The organism is Chryseobacterium foetidum (assembly GCF_025457425.1).
Taxonomy (GTDB): domain Bacteria; phylum Bacteroidota; class Bacteroidia; order Flavobacteriales; family Weeksellaceae; genus Chryseobacterium; species Chryseobacterium foetidum.
The window spans coordinates 1,817,863-1,834,365 of record NZ_JAMXIA010000001.1; the positions used below are offsets into that span (position 1 = coordinate 1,817,863).

Sequence of the window (16,503 nt, forward strand, 5' to 3'; positions counted from 1 at the left end):
TGTTATACTGATACATTGCTACATTGATAATTATCCAAGCTTTGGCGGTTGCCAAATTTCTTCTAAACTGTTTGAAATAAAAGGATCAGCATATTGAAACTGAATTTTTTGAATTGTGGAAAATGCCGGAATTTCCCAGAAATTGATTTTCGCAAAAGAATTTTCAACGAAAGTGTGACAGGTCATGCAGAACGAACAACAGTCGTCATTGCATGACTGATTGGATTTTTTTCCATCTTTAGAATCGTGATCTGCGTGATTTTTTTCGCAACATGATTCTGTTTTAGATTCTGTTTTGCAACAGTTTTCCTGTGAAGCCTGCGCATAGAAATTATCTTTAGGAATCAGAAAAATTCCTAAGCAGAAGATAATTAATAAAAGCTGGATTGGTTTCACAGGGCAAATCTACAAAAATAATTACAAAGGTGCACCCACAGCTTTCGCACAATCATGCCAAGGCTGTCCGTGTGCCGGATTCGTCGCCGGTTTAGATCCTGTATTCGCAACTACTGGTTGTGGAGCCGGAGTTGGTTGCGGTGCCTGAACCGGGACATTATTTTGAGCAGGTTGAGCTGCCGGTTTTGAACTTAATGGTTCTCCAACAGGGATATCGCATCTGTGACCAGGCTGACCGTGGGGAGGGTTCATTCCAGGAGCAGTTTTCACAGCTTTTCCACTGTTGTCGATTGCAATCTTTCCTGGACTTACCGAATTCGGATCGATATTGATGGTCTGTCCTCCGTTGACATTGATATTTTGATTTGAAGGAGCTGCACCTGGAGCCGGAGCCGAATTTAAAGGCTGACCAACAGGGATTTCACAACGGTGACCAGGTTGACCGTGAGCAGGATTCAACATTCCCGCAGGTGCAGAAACTTGCTGTACACCCTGTGGCATTGCAGTATTGGTTGCTACACCTGCCTGATTCATCAAAGAAGCTTTTGGAGCATTACTAAGTCCCGCAGTAGGTTGCGGATTTCCATTTTCGTCTTTAAGATAAGTTGGTTTTTCATCTTTTTTACAGGATACTGCCAAAAATGTTGCTGAAAATAATGCTAAAAATATATTTTTCATAGGTTGATATCTGTTGTTTAAAGATTCAGTTTCAAATCCTTTGGAAACAAAATTAGCAAAACATTTCGAAATGCTTTGCCAATTTATATTTAAAATTCTTTAAAAAACCTTTAGTTTTTCACTAAAAGTCTGAAACCTTCCCCGTGAACATTGATAATTTCTAAACCATCGTCGTCTTTCAGCAGTTTACGAAGTTTGGCAATGTATACATCCATACTTCTAGCGGTAAAGTAGTTTTCTTTTTTCCAGATTTTTCTCAGTGCCAAATCTCTTGGCATAAAGTCGTTTCTGTGAAGACAAAGCAATTTCAGAAGCTCGTTTTCCTTTGGAGAAAGCTTATATTCGTTATCGCCCACTCTTAACTGTCTCAACATAGAGTCGAAGAAGATATTGCTGATTTTAAATTGCTCCTGCTCTTCATTTTCCAGCGTGGAACTTCTCTGAAGAATCGCTTTAATTTTATACAAAAGCAACTCAGTATCAAATGGTTTTGTGATATAATCGTCTGCACCCAACTGGTAGCCTTTCAAAATATCTTCACGCATATTTCTTGCAGTAAGGAAAATAATCGGCGTGTTTTTATCAATCTTTTTAACGTCTTCAGCTAATGAAAAACCGTCTTTTTTAGGCATCATTACATCAAAAATACAGATATCAAATTCGTTTTCTGTAAATTCTTTCAGTCCCTGCTCTCCATCGATTGCCAAAGTTACCTCGAAGTTGTTGATGGTAAGATAATCTTTCAGTACAGCGCCAAAACTCTGGTCGTCTTCTACTAATAATATTCTGTTGCTCATATTTTATTTTTTTTGTTTATTTTAAATTTTACTGATTGCTTTTATATTTTAAGCCATTGGAAGTTTGATGATAAACGTACTTCCTTCACCTTTATTTGAATCTACAATGACCTGACCTTTGTGCAGTTCTACAATCTTTTTCACATAAGAAAGACCAAGCCCCTGCCCTTTTACGTTATGAATATTTCCGGTTTCTTCACGGAAGAATTTCTCGAAAATTTTCATTTTGTTCTGGGTTTCCATACCCATCCCTTTGTCGGAAATTTCAATCACATAAAAATTGCCTTCGTTTCGGGTTTTCACAAAGATATCAGGCGTATCCGGCGAATATTTATTGGCATTATCTAAAAGATTGACCAGCATATTCGAGATGTGGAATTCATCAATTTTGAAGGTATATTTTGTGGCATTAAATTCCTGTCTCAAACTCCCGTTCCGCTGTGCTACAATAAGATTGAATGATTCTGTAGTTGCTTTGATCAGTTCCCGTACGTTGGTTTCTTTGAGGAAAAGTTTGACTTCATTCCGTTCCAGTTTAGACATATTCAGAACGTTTTCTACCTGCTTTTTCATCCTTAAATTTTCCTGCTTAATCAATGCAGAATAATACCTCACTTTCTCAGGGTTGGTGGCTATTTTATCGTTCGCCAAAGAATCAGTAGCCACAGAAATGGTTGCCAGAGGCGTTTTAAACTCATGTGACATATTATTGATGAAATCGGTCTTTACTTCTGCCAGTTTCTTCTGACGCATCATGTAATTGATTGAGATAATGTAAATCCCTAAGATCGTAAGTAGCGAAAGAAAAGTTCCGAGAAGCATCGGCCAGTTATTCATTGCCAGAGAATATTCTTTTTTAGGGAAAACCAAAGCTAAAGTGTAAAGCGTTCGGTCGTCGTTATCTGTAAATAAAGGATAGGAATAGCTGCTGCTTTCTTTTTTATCTTTAAAAATCTTCGTTTCAAGCTTGGTTGGCTTGCTGTTTTTATCTATCACTCCGAAACCGTACTCCGCCGTAATTCCTTTCATTCGCAACTCTTTGGAAATGACGGAATCAAGTGTTTTCTGATCTACTCTTTTGTTGATTGGGAGATTGTTTCCGTTTACCTTCACAAACTCTTTCATTGTATAATCGCCATTCTGAATATCCTGATTGATTTCAGCTGTGAGAGCTTCACGCTGCGAAGTATCCCGTTTTATCCTGTAAGCCGCATCATCACTGTATAATTTAGTAAGATTTAAAGTATCTCCCTTTTTTGAAAGAGGAAACTGAACTTTTTCTACCAAACTTTTAGAATAAACAATCTGTCTTTGACTTCCTGAATCCTCAACCTGCTGAATGGTCGTCAGAGTCGGCTGGTCTTTATTGGCTAAAATATTATCTCTGAAACCTTTATAATCTTCATTAAGATATTTTTTCACTTCCAGATCAGAAACTGTCTTAGCGGAATTTTCTAAAACTGAATATACTTTATTTGAAAAATCTTGTTCTAAGGCAGTATAATAACGCTTCAGCCAATAAAACTGGAGGGTGACAAAAACGATAAGAGAAATGGTCATGAAGACCGAAATTATAGGAATAAATTTATTATTCATTACATAGCAGCGTTAAGAATGTTAAAAGTAAACATTTTAAGACTTTATAAACAAAATACAAGCCAATATATTATGTAATTTATCTTAAAATTATGGATTTTAACATTTATTTATAAATTAAAGATTAAAATAAGATTAAAATTTGGTAAGAAAATTGGTGTTTTATTCTGATTAAAAAGCAGGAACGATGAGTAATGATATTATTTTCAACAAAGATTTTGACGAGAACACAGTGTATGTGTCTAAAATCTACGATGCAGATGTTAAAAAAGTTTGGGATCATTTCACAAAAGCTGAATTACTCGATCTATGGTGGGCTCCCAAACCGTGGAAATGCGAAACAGAGAGCATGGACTTTAAAGAAGGCGGAACGTGGCTCTACTCGATGTTTGGTCCGGAAGGCGAAAGACATTATTCTCAGGTAAAATACGGAGAAATCACAGAAAACCGCAGCTTCGACGGGCTCGATTCTTTCTGCGATGAAAACGGAAATCTCAATCCCGATTTTCCCGAAGCAAAATGGCTCATAGGTTTTACCGGAGTGGAAGAAGGAACGAAAGTGACCGTCAATATCCACTTTCCATCAGAAGAAGATATGAGAAAACAGATAGAAATGGGTTTTGAGGAAGGTTTTAAAACCGGTTTGAATCAACTGGAGGAAATTCTTTCAATTTGAAAATTTGATAATGTACCAATTTGAAAATTGAGAGAGACTTTATAAAAAATGGAAAGTAGTTTTTACTCTCCATTTCTTATTGTCAAATGAGCTCATTTCTTATTTTCAAATTATCTCATTTTCAAATTTTCAAATTAATTCCTCATCCTGAAAATACTGAATGATAGCCTTCTTCATCAAAAGCTGCTGCTCATTGGCTCTCAGTTCCGGAAGCCGCTCCAGTTCTTCCCAGTGTGGATATCCATCATCGTCGTAATGCGAAAATTTATAGTATCCGAAAGGTTCCAGCAATCTGCAGACTGCAATATGAATAAGATTCACCTTATCATCTTTGGTGTATTTCTGTTGCCCGCTTCCCAGCTCCTGCAGACCAATAAGAAATAAATAAGTTTCTATGGGTGCATCTTTTTCGGTATCAAAAGTTTCTACAAAAAACTGCTGTATTTTTGCCCAATATTCTGCTTCGTTAACCATTTTATCTGCTTTCTAATTTTAAAATAAATGCATACTCCAGTGCATCTTCCTTCAATGATTCAAATCTTCCGCTGGCACCGCCGTGGCCGGCACTCATATCGGTTTTAAAGATCAGAATATTGTCATCTATTTTAAGTTCTCTCAGTTTTGCTGTCCATTTTGCAGGTTCCCAGTACTGAACCTGAGAATCGTGAAAACCTGTCGTAATCAGCATATTCGGATAAGATTTCGCTTCTACATTATCGTACGGCGAATAGTCTTTCATATAATGATAATATTCTTCGTCATTAGGATTTCCCCATTCGTCATATTCTCCGGTCGTTAAAGGAATCGTTTCATCCAGCATCGTTGTAACCACGTCTACAAAAGGTACCTGAGCAACAATCCCGTTGAATAAAGCCGGTTCGTAATTAATGACAGCACCTACTAAAAGTCCGCCTGCACTTCCTCCCATCGCATATAGATGTTGAGAAGAAGTGTAATTTTCTTTAACCAAATGCTTCGCAGCATCAATAAAATCAAAGAAAGTGTTTTTCTTTTCGAGCATTTTGCCTTCCTCATACCATTCTCTACCCAAATATTCTCCTCCACGGATGTGGGCGATGGCATAAATAAATCCACGGTCTAAAATCGACAGTCTTACATTTGAAAAACTTGCATCAACAGTATGACCATAACTTCCGTAACCGTACATCAAAACGGGTGTTTCAGCAGATTTTACTGTATCTTTATGATAAACCAACGAAATCGGAATTCCCGTTTCGCCATCTCTTGAATCTGCCCAAATTCTTTCTGAAACATAATTTTCAGGATTAAATTTTCCGCCTAAAACCTCCTGTTGCTTTAAAAGAACAGTGGTTTTTTCCTTCATATTGAATTCATAGGTCGAACCAGGCTGAGTAAGAGATGTATAGCCATAACGTAAAACTTCAGTTTCAAATTCCAGATTTGTCCCGATGTACGCAGTATAAGTCGGATCTGAAAATGGCAGATAATAAGATTCCTGCGTCTTTTCGTCGATAATTTTAATCTGCAAAAGTCCCTCCTCCCTTTCTTCGATGACAAGATAGTTTTTAAAAATCTCAAAACCTTCCAACAAGACTTCGGGACGGTGAGGGATGACATCTACCCAGTTTTCCATTCCGCAATTGTCAATTTTTGTTTTTACAATTTTGAAATTGGTAGCATCGTCTGCGTTGGTAATAATGTAAAATTCATCTTCGTAATGCTCTACAGAATATTCCAGATCATCAATTCTTGGCTGAATGATTTTCCAGTCTGCAAAAACATCGCTTGCCGGAATAAATCTGTGCTCATCCGAAATCGTACTCGAGCTTGCAAGGAAAATATATTCTAAAGATTTCGTTTTAAAAACATTGACATCAAAAGTTTCATCTTCTTCATGAAAAATCAGAACATCTTCTGAAGAATCGGTTCCCAATTCATGTCTGTACACCTGAAAAGCCCTTAAGCTTTCATCTTTTCTGATGTAAAAAATATGTTTATTATCATTTGCCCAAACCGCTTTTCCTGTGGTATTTTCAATTTTATCAGGAAGAGTTTCACCTGTTTTTAAATTTTTAAAATTGATGGTGTAAATTCTTCTGCTCACATTATCACTTGAGAAAGAAGTCAATTCGTTATTGGGAGAAACCGCAACGCTTCCGACTTCAAAATAATCCTGACCTTCTGCCAGAATATTGACATCCAAAAGAATTTCTTCCGGACTTTCTAACGTTTTATATTTTCTGCAGAAAATAGGATATTCTTTTCCTTCTTCATAGCGCACGATGTACCAGTATTCATTGAAAAGGTAGGGCAAAGACTCATCATCTTTCTTGTATCTGGCTTTCATTTCTTCGAAAAGCTCCTCCTGAAAGGCTTCAGTATCTTTCATTATGAAATCGGCGTAAGCATTTTCTTCGTTAAGATACTGTACAACCTCGGGATTTTCTCTTTCATTCATCCAGAAATAACTGTCAGTTCTTTTATCACCGTGTATTTCAAGGATTTTTTCTATTTTTTTTGCCTGTGGAGCTTTCATTTTGATTTTTTAAATGTGATTTAATATGAAAATGTTCAGTATTAAATTTCGTTCAAATTTAATTAAAAAAAAGCCATCTTTCCTTTGCTTGAAAGACGGCTGTAATATTTTTTAATACTTCGCTTCTTATTTGTGAAGTGCCTTGATGTATTTTTCAAGTGCCATCGTCATGGATGGAGTTTCTTTTGTAGGCGCCATCAGATCAACTTTCAGTCCTGCTTCCTCAGCTGCTGCGGAAGTTGTGGGACCAAAAACACCTATTTTAGTTTCGTTCTGTACAAAATCAGGAAAATTCTGCTGTAGAGATTTTATTCCCTGTGGGCTGAAGAAAATCAACATATCATAATCCTTGATTTTAATATCTGTAAGATCACTGCAAACAGTTCTGTACATGATAGCTCTCGTCCACTGTATATTGGCTGCATCTAAAGTTTTTGGGATTTCCGGCCCTAAAACATCCGAAGACGGCAACAAATATTTCTCTGAAGGGAATTTTTTGAATAGAGGTGCAAGATCTGCAAAGTTTTTTTCGCCGAAGCTGATCTTTCTTTTTCTGTAGACAATATGCTTCTGAAGATAATTGGCAATTGCCTCAGACTGGCAGATGTAACGCATTGTATCCGGCACAGTAAATCTTAATTCTTCTGCTAATCTGAAATAATGATCAACCGCATTTTTACTGGTGAAAATAATCCCCGTATACTGTGTAAGATCAATCTTCTGCGTTCTTAATTCTTTGTTATCTACTCCTTCGACGTGGATAAACGGACGGAAATCAATCTTAATCTTTTCCTTTTTCGCAATTTCCAGATATGGAGAAGACTCACTCGGAGCTGGTTGAGAAACCAATATAGACTTTATTCTCATCTTGTAGTTTTATTAGAAAAATAAAAGTTTCCATAGCATCAAAAGAGGTGCTATTTGAAGGGTGCAAATATACAAAAATTTATAATACCATTTCTGTGGAAGTATATTATTTTTATGAAACATATAAAACAACACCTTGAAAATGAACACAAAAGAAAATGCTACCACATAAATTTCAAACGCCTTATTCTTCTCAATGGGAAAATAATAATGCGCAACACACAGCATCATCAGGAGAATACTGATTACAAACTGCATTTTGGTAGAAGTAAAATAGAAAATATTCCATTTTTTTCCGTCGCCAATGCTGTGATAAAGCAGGAAACCAAGGCTTGTGCGTATAAAATAAAACAGCGAGATCACCGCAAGAGTGTATCCAAACTTATTCAGATGAAAACCGAAAACCTGATTCTCTGTAATAAATCTGGGAAGCACTGGTACATACTGCGAAATCAGAACAGACAGCACCAAAACAAAAACCACAGAAGTAATGATCCAGTTGGGAAGATTGTTGCTGGAATCGAAATATTTCTGAAAAAGAAAATCTTTCAGATTAGCCTGCCTTTCAATAACATTCATCATAAATATATAAAGAAAGATACATCCTAACAATATAGAAATCACCCAATCAGTATTTTCGGGGATTCTTACAGGGTCTACAAAAGTCTGTGATAATGGCAAACGAATTTTTTTGCAAAATTATAGATTATTTTGTAGAAAATAGAAAGTCTAAAAAACTATCTTTGCAAACTGAAATGAAAAAACTCGTTATCATCCCCACGTACAACGAAAAGGAAAATATTAAACAGATAATTTCCGCTGTTTTTGCATTGGAGGAGGAGTTTCACATTCTCGTGGTAGACGATTCTTCACCCGATGGCACGGCAGATATTGTGAGAGATTTACAGAAAGAATTTCCACACACACTTCATATTTCCGTCAGAAAAGTGAAAGACGGCTTAGGGAAAGCCTATATCCATGGTTTCAAATGGGCGATTCAGAATCAGTACGATTATATTTTTGAGATGGATGCCGATTTTTCTCATAATCCTGAAGATTTACCTAAACTTTTTGAAGCCTGCAAAAATGCCGACATGGCCATCGGTTCGCGTTATTCAAAAGGTGTAAACGTGGTCAATTGGCCGATGGGAAGGGTATTGCTTTCCTATTTCGCTTCAAAATATGTGCGTTTTGTTTTAGGTTTGCCTATTCATGATACAACAGCAGGATTTGTATGCTTTTCAAGAAAAGTTTTGGAAGAAATCGGTTTGGACAATGTTAAATTAAAAGGATACGGCTTTCAGATTGAAATGAAATTCAGAACTTTGAAGAAAGGTTTTAAAATCGTTGAAGTTCCTATCATCTTCACCAACAGAATTTTGGGAGAAAGCAAAATGAACGGCGGAATCATTCACGAAGCTGTTTTTGGAGTCTTAAATTTAAAATGGAAATCTATAATCGGTAGGTTATGAAGAAGATATTTTGTTTTTTTATTTTTCTGATATTATTTTCATGTAAAAAATACATCGATAAACCAAAAAATCTTATCGACAAGGAAACAATGGCCGAATTAATGGCAGAAATGGCCATCAACGATCAGGTAAGTTTCATGTATCAGGGAAAAAATCTTGAGAGCGGAACCCGTTTTATCCTTAAAAATTACAATATAAAAGCTGATGATTTTGTTGAAAGCTACAAATATTACGTAGTTAACCAAAAAATGAAAGACATTGTAGAAGATGCCCAGAAAATCCTGCTTGAAAAAGATCCAAAAGCCGAAAAACATGTAAAGGCCAAACTGAAAAGCAATCAGAACGTCCCTAATTTCGCAAGATAATTTCACGGAGTTTTAAATTTCATCTTTCAAAAATTATTTAGATTTAAAAAATATAAATGAGTTTCTTTAGTATAGAAAAAACCTCTCAGGGCAAAGCAAGAGCCGGCGAACTGACTACTGCACACGGAAAAGTTCAGGCTCCCATTTTTATGCCTGTAGGAACTGTTGCCAGCGTAAAAACAGTGCACCAGAGAGAGTTAAAAGAAGATATAAAAGCACAGATCATCCTCGGAAATACGTATCACCTATACCTACGTCCCGGAATGGAAGTGATGCAGGCAGCAGGCGGTCTTCATAAATTTATGAACTGGGACCTTCCTATTCTTACAGACTCAGGCGGTTTTCAGGTTTTTTCGCTTTCTGGGACGAGAAAAATGTCTGAAGAAGGCGTGAAATTCAAATCCCATATCGACGGTAGCGTTCATTTATTCACTCCTGAAAAATCTATGGAAATTCAGAGACAGATCGGAGCTGATATTTTCATGGCTTTCGATGAATGCGTTGCCTATCCTGAAGAATACAATCAGGTAAAACAATCTATGGAAATGACGCACCGCTGGCTGAAAAGATGCATGAACTGGAATGAACAAAATCCTGAACTCTACGGCCACAAGCAAACATTTTTCCCGATTGTACAGGGTTCCACTTTTTCAGACTTAAGAAAAATTTCTGCGGAAGTTATTTCTGAAGCCGGAGCTGAAGGAAATGCGATTGGAGGACTCTCAGTTGGCGAACCTGAAGAAGAAATGTACAGAATTACCGACGAGGTGACAGACATTCTCCCAAAAGAAAAACCAAGATATTTAATGGGAGTAGGAACTCCATGGAATATTTTGGAATCCATCGGACTTGGAATTGACATGATGGACTGCGTAATGCCAACCAGAAATGCCAGAAACGCAATGCTTTTCACATGGCAGGGCGTTATGAACATGAAAAATGAAAAATGGAAGCAGGATTTTTCTCCGCTGGACGAGTTTGGGACAAGTTTTGTTGACCGTGAATATTCCAAAGCTTATGTAAGACATTTATTTGTTTCAAAAGAATATCTTGCAAAGCAGATTGCATCTGTTCATAACCTTGCGTTCTATTTAGATTTGGTAAAAGTGGCAAGAGAACATATTTTGGCAGGAGATTTCTACGAGTGGAAAAACTCTGTAATGCCTGTTTTAAGACAAAGACTTTAAAAATATCATCAATGCTGAAAATTGTAGACAGATATATCGTCAGAAAATACCTTGGGACATTCAGTTTCATGCTTATTTTGCTGTCTATTGTGGTTTTGGTAATTGATGTACAGCAGAAAATCCCAAGAATTGAAAATGCCACAGCGGTAGATCCAAAACTGAATCTTACATATTTTTTGATTCACTTTTACCCATTCTGGATTATCAATCTTGTGGTGACTTTCCTCGCGATTCTTGTTTTTATTTCGGTAATTTACTTCACTTCGAGAATGGCCAACAATACGGAAATTGTAGCCATTATCAGCAGCGGCGCAAGTTTTCACAGGTTTGCAAAGCCATATCTTCTCACATCCTTATTTATTGCTCTGATTTCGCTTACGGTAAATCACCTCGTATTACCCTGGGCCAACATGAAGAAAAATGAGCTGGAAGCATACACCTACAATGCGGCGAAAAAAGATAAAATTCTCGGCACCGCGCCAGTTTCGGCACAATTAAGCAAAACTGAATATATTTTTGTGAATTCATGGAACAAAAAAGAAAACAGCGGTTATGGATTTGCCTATCAGAAGTTTGATAAAAACCGAAAACTTGTCTACGAATTAAAGGCCAATGATGTTCTCTGGGATGTAAAAAAGAAACAGTTTGTTCTGAACAGTTACATGGAAAAAACCGTTAATAAAAACGACACTCAAAAACTTGCCAATGGCTATGAAATAAGAAAAAGTTACGGTCAGGCTCCTGAAGAACTTTTCCCAAATCAGCTTCTAGGACAGAATAAACCGACACCTGAACTTTTAGATTTCATCAACCGTGAAAAACAGAAAGGAAACAGCAATTTAAATTCACATCTCAATGAGCTTCATCAGAGAACTGCGATGCCGGTTGCCATTGTTTTACTTACTTTTTTAGCGCTTTCTTTAGCCTCACAAAAGAAAAGAGGTGGCTTGGGTGTAAATCTTGCCATCGGAATCTCACTCGCTTTCGTTTTCGTATTTTCATTTGAAGCATTAAAAGTAGTTTCAGAAAACAAGGCAATTTCTCCGGCACTGGCGATGTGGTTACCCAACATTGCTTTTTTTCCTTTAACGCTTTATCTTTATCTGAAAAGAGCCAATCAGTAAAGAAGTTTTATCTCTTTATGATAAAATTTCTGCATTCCGCCCTCAAATTCGATATGAATTTCACCATTTGCATCAGCACAACGGATGATGCCATTTTGTCTGATTCCATCCTTTTCAAAAACAGAGATTTCATCTTTTTTAAATAAGTTTTCATTAAACCTACTTAAAATATCAGTTTCAGATGGAATTGATTTTAAATTTTCAACCATAAATTCATGGAAATTTTCAGAAAATTCTTTGAGATCGAATGTTTTGGAAGTCTGCGTTAAAACAGATCCTGCCGTGCTTATATCATCAAAATCCTCCTGCAGAACATTAATTCCGATACCGATGATGAAATATTGGTTTCCATTAATTTTTTTCTTTTCCAAAAGAATTCCGCACACTTTTTTATTCTGAATGATCACATCGTTAGGCCATTTAATTTTCACAGATTTATCCGTCAGATTGGCAAGAAAATGTCTAACTAAAACTGCGGTATAATAATTGAACAAGAAATCGGAGACTTTTACAGACTCACAGTTCACTGCGATACTGTAAGCCAGATTTTTACCTGCCACTGATTTCCATGAATTTCCGTACTGCCCGCGACCTTTCGTTTGATTAAAACTACAGACGGCAATAAAATTTGAATCCGGATAAAGTAAAAATGAAGCTGCTTCGTCATTAGTAGAAGAGCAGTGATCAAGATAAATGAGGCCTTCCATTTAAGAAAAATTTATGACTAATTGGACGGCTAAAGTAAGTCTAAAGTAAAAGAAAAACAATAAATTTGCAGATTATAGTACTTTTTAATGAGCAACACGACAGAAAAACAACAATTAATAGATAAAATAGTAGAAGCTATTCAGGATGTAAAAGGAGAAGATGTAATGATCTTTGATTTAACAAAAATCGAAAACTCGGTAGCCGAAACTTTTATTATATGCAGCGGAAATTCCAACACTCAGGTATCTGCTTTGGCAGGATCCATCGAGAAAAAGGTTCGTAACGACCTACAGGACAGACCATGGCACGTAGAAGGTACAGAAAACGCGATGTGGGTTTTGGTAGACTACGTAAGCGTGGTTGTACATATTTTCCAGAAAGAAACACGTGAATATTACGATATCGAAGAACTTTGGGGAGACGCTGTGATTACGAGAATCGAAAACGCAATCTAAATTTTTAAAAGCAATAAATGAATAATAAAGGATTTAACTGGTTTTTTCCTATAGCCATTATCGCGCTTTTGCTGTTCTTTGCTTCCAATTTTTTATCGGAAGGAAACAGCAAAACCATCAATGAAGACACCTTCTTCAGAGAGATGCAGGCAGGGAAAGTTCAGAAAGTTGAAATTAACAAGCAGACTGAGAAGGCTGATGTATTTTTAACCAAAGAAGCAAAAACACAGACGGTAGAAAAGAAAGACAACAATCCATTCTCAGGTTCTTTGGGAATGTCTGCAAAGCCGGATTATGTTGTAAAATATGGTGACTTAAAGCTTTTTCTTGAAAAATTTGACGCTTTAAAAGGTCAGAATCCGGCATTAAAAACAACGAAAGATTACGCTGAAGGCGAAAGCCCGTTTGCGGGAATTCTGATCAATGTTTTAATTTGGGTAACTGTTTTAGGACTATTCTATTTCATCCTTTTCAGAAAGATGGGTGGCGGAGGCGGCCCTGGCGGACAGATATTCTCAATCGGGAAATCAAGAGCCAAGCTTTTTGACGAAAAAGAAAAAATTCAGACTACATTTAAAGATGTGGCAGGTCTTGAAGGAGCTAAGGAAGAAGTACAGGAAGTAGTAGATTTTCTTAAAAATTCTGAAAAATATACAAAACTGGGAGGTAAAATTCCTAAAGGTGTTCTTCTGGTAGGTCCTCCGGGAACAGGTAAAACATTATTGGCAAAAGCCGTTGCAGGTGAAGCTAAAGTACCTTTCTTCTCACTTTCAGGTTCAGACTTTGTGGAGATGTTTGTAGGGGTTGGAGCTTCAAGGGTGAGAGATCTTTTTGCTCAGGCTAAAGCCAAATCTCCGGCAATCATCTTCATTGATGAGATTGATGCCATCGGTAGAGCAAGAGGTAAAAACAACTTCTCCGGCGGAAACGACGAAAGAGAAAACACGTTGAACCAGCTTTTAACTGAAATGGACGGTTTCGGAACAGACGTTAACGTGATCGTGATGGCTGCAACTAACAGAGCTGATATTTTAGATAAAGCCTTGATGAGAGCAGGACGTTTCGACCGTTCGGTTTATGTAGATCTTCCGGAACTGCACGAAAGAAAAGAAATTTTCGAGGTTCATTTAAGTAAAATTAAACTGGATGATACTGTAGACCGTGAATTCCTTGCCAAGCAAACTCCTGGATTCAGTGGTGCTGATATTGCCAATGTTTGTAATGAAGCAGCATTGATCGCAGCGAGAAACAGCCATACTTCAGTTACAAAACAGGATTTCCTTGACGCTGTAGACAGAATCATCGGTGGTCTTGAAAAGAAAAACATGGCGATCAAGCCATCAGAAAAAAGAAGAGTAGCTTATCATGAAGCAGGTCACGCAACCATCTCATGGTTGGTTGAGCACGCGTCACCACTTTTAAAAGTAACCATTGTTCCGAGAGGAAGATCTTTGGGAGCTGCCTGGTATTTACCTGAAGAAAGACAGCTGACAACTACTGAGCAGATGCTTGACGAAATGTGTGCTACATTGGGAGGTAGAGCAGCTGAGCAGGTTATTTTCAATAACATCTCAACGGGCGCACTTTCTGATCTTGAAACAGTGACGAAAAGAGCTCAGGCGATGGTAACCATCTACGGATTGAGTCCTAACATCGGTAATATTTCTTACTACGACAGTACGGGACAGTCTGAATACAACTTTGGAAAACCATATTCTGAACAAACTGCAAGTAAAATTGACCTTGAGATAAAATCTATAATCGAGAATCAATATGACAGAGCGGTGCAGATTTTGACTGAAAACAAGGACAAACTGGATGCTTTGGCCAACAAACTTCTGGAGAAAGAAGTGATTTTCAGAGAAGATCTGGAGGATGTTTTTGGAAAAAGAGCATGGGATCCGGAACTTACTGAGAAACCGGTGACGAATACCATCGCAAATGCGAAAGAACCTTCAGAGGAAATTCTAATCAAAGATAAAGAACAAGACAGTGAAACTCAGGCACCTGAAAGCCCGGCACAACTGTAGAATTCTTTTAAATAAATTTTATGAAAACCCGGCAGCGCAAAACTGTTGGGTTTTTTAACATTTATGCGTATATTTCTCATTAGTTCTATATTAATTTTTTACTTTTGTATTAAGTTGACTAAAAATAAATTAAGTTGAGTTTATTCAAGAAAATTGTAAGCAAACTTACCAATCAGCCTGAAAATGATGAAAAGCAGAGTTTGGAAAAGCTGGGAGATTCGCTGAAAAACGCAGATCTCGACTATAAATTCGCACAGCTTTTCACACACTCAGGTGGATTTTTTAATTATTGCGCAGACGAAGCCGAAGCATTACAGACTCTTAATCAGATTGTGAAGATTGAGGGAGTCAACAATATTTTCTGTTGTGACAAAGACCTGCAAAACTTCCTTAACGTTGTAAAGACCAACTTTACTCCTGAATTGCAGCATGCCAACGATGCCGCTTTTATCACCTGCGAATATCTGATTGCCTTCGATGGCAGAATTATGCTTTCAGCCAACAATATTCTACATTATCATTCTTCCAAACTTCCGGAGAAAATCATTATCATGGCCAATGTATCCCAAATCGTGAGCAATCTGAATGACGCCATGGGAAAAATCAAAAGAAACGGAAACATAAAAAACCTTACCTCCATCAGCGGCGGTCAGAATAAACTGGATGCAACTGCTCCGAACAATAAACTTTTCCTGCTTCTCCTTGAAGACTAAAGCAGAACTGTAAACTCAGAAAATTTTGGACAAAAATCTTATTCAGAGAACCCTCTCGGGGATTATTTACATCGCAATTATTATCTTGTGTACCACACCCTTCGGTGCACAGCTTATCAACAACATTTCGCCAGACCTGGCAAAACAGCAGTATCTTTATTACGGTTTAATTACTTTGCTGTTAACCGTTGGAACCTGGGAATGCATCAAAATCATGAAGTTTGGAAACGGCTACGAAAAATGGATCGTTTTCCCCATAGTGGCCATCATCTATTATATTTTCTCCAAAAGATATTTTCAGCACGGCTTTTATTTTGATTTCAGACTTCCTGATATTCTTGCGATTGCTTTGGTGGGGATCGCGGCAATTACTTTATTTAAATTTGCATCCGAACTGTATTTTGACAGCGGGAAACTCATCTTCACGGTCATTTACGTGGCACTTCCCTTTTGCTTTGCGCTGGGACTTCCCAAATATTCATCATACGAACAGACTTTTTCGCTGGAAGTGATCTTTCTCTTCATTCTCATCTGGAGCAGCGATACTTTTGCGTACATCGCAGGAAGGCTTTTCGGGAAACATAAAATGGCACCCAAAATTTCACCTAAGAAAACGTGGGAAGGTTATATCGGAGGAGTAGTTTTAACTTTAATTTTATCCTATTTCGTTGAAAAATATCAGCCTCAACTGAGAGGAAACTGGATGGTTGTAGGGTTTTTGGTAGCTTTATTTGCTCCCCTCGGAGATTTGGTGGAGAGCCAGCTTAAAAGAACCTTCGGTGTGAAAGACAGCGGAAATATCATCCCGGGACATGGCGGCGTATTAGACAGACTCGACAGTTTTTTAATCTGCGCGCCTGTCGTATATTTGTACTTTATTATTGAAAAATTTATTTAAACTCTAAACTGTCGTCATCTATC

18 protein-coding genes are annotated in these 16,503 nt (G+C 37.3%); 9 read left to right on the top strand and 9 right to left on the bottom strand.

Going from position 1 to position 16,503, the window contains the following annotated elements:
• Positions 1–30 precede the first annotated feature (30 nt).
• The 4 genes from NG809_RS08530 to NG809_RS08545 all read right to left on the bottom strand — a co-directional run bounded on the left by NG809_RS08530 (position 31) and on the right by NG809_RS08545 (position 3,467).
• On the bottom strand, positions 31–396 hold the full coding sequence (locus NG809_RS08530; protein WP_262149773.1) for a hypothetical protein: 366 nt from the start codon (positions 394–396) through the stop codon (positions 31–33).
• Positions 397–417: 21 nt separating this feature from the next.
• Entirely contained in the window at positions 418–1,074 is a 657-nt protein-coding gene (locus NG809_RS08535) for a hypothetical protein (protein ID WP_262149774.1), read from the bottom strand.
• Between the two features lie 110 nt (positions 1,075–1,184).
• A complete protein-coding gene (locus NG809_RS08540) occupies positions 1,185–1,871 on the bottom strand; it encodes a response regulator transcription factor (RefSeq protein WP_056075610.1) in 687 nt (228 codons plus the stop codon).
• Between the two features lie 48 nt (positions 1,872–1,919).
• Positions 1,920–3,467 (bottom strand): sensor histidine kinase, encoded by a 1,548-nt coding sequence (locus tag NG809_RS08545; protein WP_262149775.1) that lies wholly within the window; start codon positions 3,465–3,467, stop codon positions 1,920–1,922.
• 187 nt (positions 3,468–3,654) lie between these two features.
• On the opposite strand from NG809_RS08545, the gene NG809_RS08550 reads away from it, so the two are divergent.
• Positions 3,655–4,143, top strand: a complete 489-nt coding sequence (locus NG809_RS08550; RefSeq protein ID WP_262149778.1) for an SRPBCC family protein — start codon at positions 3,655–3,657, stop codon at positions 4,141–4,143.
• 129 nt (positions 4,144–4,272) lie between these two features.
• On the opposite strand, the gene NG809_RS08555 is transcribed toward NG809_RS08550, so the two are convergent.
• The 4 genes from NG809_RS08555 to NG809_RS08570 all read right to left on the bottom strand — a co-directional run bounded on the left by NG809_RS08555 (position 4,273) and on the right by NG809_RS08570 (position 8,209).
• Positions 4,273–4,617, bottom strand: coding sequence for a hypothetical protein (locus NG809_RS08555; RefSeq protein ID WP_262149779.1), 345 nt, complete (start codon positions 4,615–4,617; stop codon positions 4,273–4,275).
• A 1-nt stretch (position 4,618) separates the two neighbouring features.
• Positions 4,619–6,661, bottom strand: coding sequence for a S9 family peptidase (locus tag NG809_RS08560; RefSeq protein ID WP_262149782.1), 2,043 nt, complete (start codon positions 6,659–6,661; stop codon positions 4,619–4,621).
• A 126-nt stretch (positions 6,662–6,787) separates the two neighbouring features.
• The gene (locus NG809_RS08565) at positions 6,788–7,528 is read right to left on the bottom strand and encodes a uroporphyrinogen-III synthase (RefSeq protein ID WP_262149784.1); all 741 of its coding nucleotides are present in this window, start codon (positions 7,526–7,528) and stop codon (positions 6,788–6,790) included.
• 12 nt (positions 7,529–7,540) lie between these two features.
• Positions 7,541–8,209, bottom strand: coding sequence for a DUF4271 domain-containing protein (locus tag NG809_RS08570; protein WP_262149786.1), 669 nt, complete (start codon positions 8,207–8,209; stop codon positions 7,541–7,543).
• A 74-nt stretch (positions 8,210–8,283) separates the two neighbouring features.
• Between NG809_RS08570 and NG809_RS08575 the strand changes: the two genes are divergently transcribed.
• The 4 genes from NG809_RS08575 to NG809_RS08590 are packed head-to-tail and all read left to right on the top strand — an operon-like array spanning position 8,284 to position 11,676.
• Positions 8,284–9,000, top strand: a complete 717-nt coding sequence (locus NG809_RS08575) for a polyprenol monophosphomannose synthase (protein ID WP_262152565.1) — start codon at positions 8,284–8,286, stop codon at positions 8,998–9,000.
• Entirely contained in the window at positions 8,997–9,365 is a 369-nt protein-coding gene (locus tag NG809_RS08580; RefSeq protein ID WP_262149788.1) for a DUF4296 domain-containing protein, read from the top strand. Before NG809_RS08575 ends, NG809_RS08580 begins: the two co-directional genes overlap by 4 nt.
• A 56-nt stretch (positions 9,366–9,421) precedes the next feature.
• On the top strand, positions 9,422–10,552 hold the full coding sequence (tgt, locus tag NG809_RS08585; protein ID WP_262149790.1) for a tRNA guanosine(34) transglycosylase Tgt: 1,131 nt from the start codon (positions 9,422–9,424) through the stop codon (positions 10,550–10,552).
• Between the two features lie 14 nt (positions 10,553–10,566).
• Positions 10,567–11,676, top strand: coding sequence for an LptF/LptG family permease (locus NG809_RS08590; RefSeq protein WP_262152566.1), 1,110 nt, complete (start codon positions 10,567–10,569; stop codon positions 11,674–11,676).
• On the opposite strand, the gene NG809_RS08595 is transcribed toward NG809_RS08590, so the two are convergent.
• Positions 11,670–12,383 carry a biotin--[acetyl-CoA-carboxylase] ligase gene (locus NG809_RS08595; protein ID WP_262149792.1) on the bottom strand — a complete coding sequence of 238 codons (714 nt, stop codon included), beginning with the start codon at positions 12,381–12,383 and terminating at the stop codon, positions 11,670–11,672. The genes NG809_RS08590 and NG809_RS08595 overlap by 7 nt on opposite strands.
• A gap of 87 nt (positions 12,384–12,470) precedes the next feature.
• Between NG809_RS08595 and rsfS the strand changes: the two genes are divergently transcribed.
• The 4 genes from rsfS to NG809_RS08615 all read left to right on the top strand — a co-directional run bounded on the left by rsfS (position 12,471) and on the right by NG809_RS08615 (position 16,480).
• Entirely contained in the window at positions 12,471–12,839 is a 369-nt protein-coding gene (gene rsfS / locus NG809_RS08600; RefSeq protein ID WP_262149794.1) for a ribosome silencing factor, read from the top strand.
• A gap of 17 nt (positions 12,840–12,856) precedes the next feature.
• Positions 12,857–14,869: an ATP-dependent zinc metalloprotease FtsH gene (ftsH, locus tag NG809_RS08605; RefSeq protein ID WP_262149796.1), complete on the top strand. Its 2,013-nt coding sequence runs from the start codon at positions 12,857–12,859 to the stop codon at positions 14,867–14,869.
• Positions 14,870–15,003: 134 nt separating this feature from the next.
• On the top strand, positions 15,004–15,582 hold the full coding sequence (locus NG809_RS08610; protein ID WP_056075569.1) for an LUD domain-containing protein: 579 nt from the start codon (positions 15,004–15,006) through the stop codon (positions 15,580–15,582).
• 25 nt (positions 15,583–15,607) lie between these two features.
• Positions 15,608–16,480, top strand: coding sequence for a phosphatidate cytidylyltransferase (locus tag NG809_RS08615; RefSeq protein WP_262149797.1), 873 nt, complete (start codon positions 15,608–15,610; stop codon positions 16,478–16,480).
• The last annotated feature ends 23 nt before the right edge of the window (positions 16,481–16,503 follow it).

Excerpts from the sequence above, each read along its gene's own strand:
- NG809_RS08535 (WP_262149774.1), bottom strand. The coding sequence starts at position 1,074 with ATGAAAAATATATTTTTAGCATTATTTTCAGCAACATTTTTGGCAGTA.
- NG809_RS08540 (WP_056075610.1), bottom strand. The coding sequence starts at position 1,871 with ATGAGCAACAGAATATTATTAGTAGAAGACGACCAGAGTTTTGGCGCT.
- NG809_RS08545 (WP_262149775.1), bottom strand. The coding sequence starts at position 3,467 with ATGAATAATAAATTTATTCCTATAATTTCGGTCTTCATGACCATTTCT.
- NG809_RS08550 (WP_262149778.1), top strand. The coding sequence starts at position 3,655 with ATGAGTAATGATATTATTTTCAACAAAGATTTTGACGAGAACACAGTG.
- NG809_RS08555 (WP_262149779.1), bottom strand. The coding sequence starts at position 4,617 with ATGGTTAACGAAGCAGAATATTGGGCAAAAATACAGCAGTTTTTTGTA.
- NG809_RS08560 (WP_262149782.1), bottom strand. The coding sequence starts at position 6,661 with ATGAAAGCTCCACAGGCAAAAAAAATAGAAAAAATCCTTGAAATACAC.
- NG809_RS08565 (WP_262149784.1), bottom strand. The coding sequence starts at position 7,528 with ATGAGAATAAAGTCTATATTGGTTTCTCAACCAGCTCCGAGTGAGTCT.
- NG809_RS08575 (WP_262152565.1), top strand. The coding sequence starts at position 8,284 with ATGAAAAAACTCGTTATCATCCCCACGTACAACGAAAAGGAAAATATT.
- NG809_RS08580 (WP_262149788.1), top strand. The coding sequence starts at position 8,997 with ATGAAGAAGATATTTTGTTTTTTTATTTTTCTGATATTATTTTCATGT.
- tgt (WP_262149790.1), top strand. The coding sequence starts at position 9,422 with ATGAGTTTCTTTAGTATAGAAAAAACCTCTCAGGGCAAAGCAAGAGCC.
- NG809_RS08595 (WP_262149792.1), bottom strand. The coding sequence starts at position 12,383 with ATGGAAGGCCTCATTTATCTTGATCACTGCTCTTCTACTAATGACGAA.
- rsfS (WP_262149794.1), top strand. The coding sequence starts at position 12,471 with ATGAGCAACACGACAGAAAAACAACAATTAATAGATAAAATAGTAGAA.
- ftsH (WP_262149796.1), top strand. The coding sequence starts at position 12,857 with ATGAATAATAAAGGATTTAACTGGTTTTTTCCTATAGCCATTATCGCG.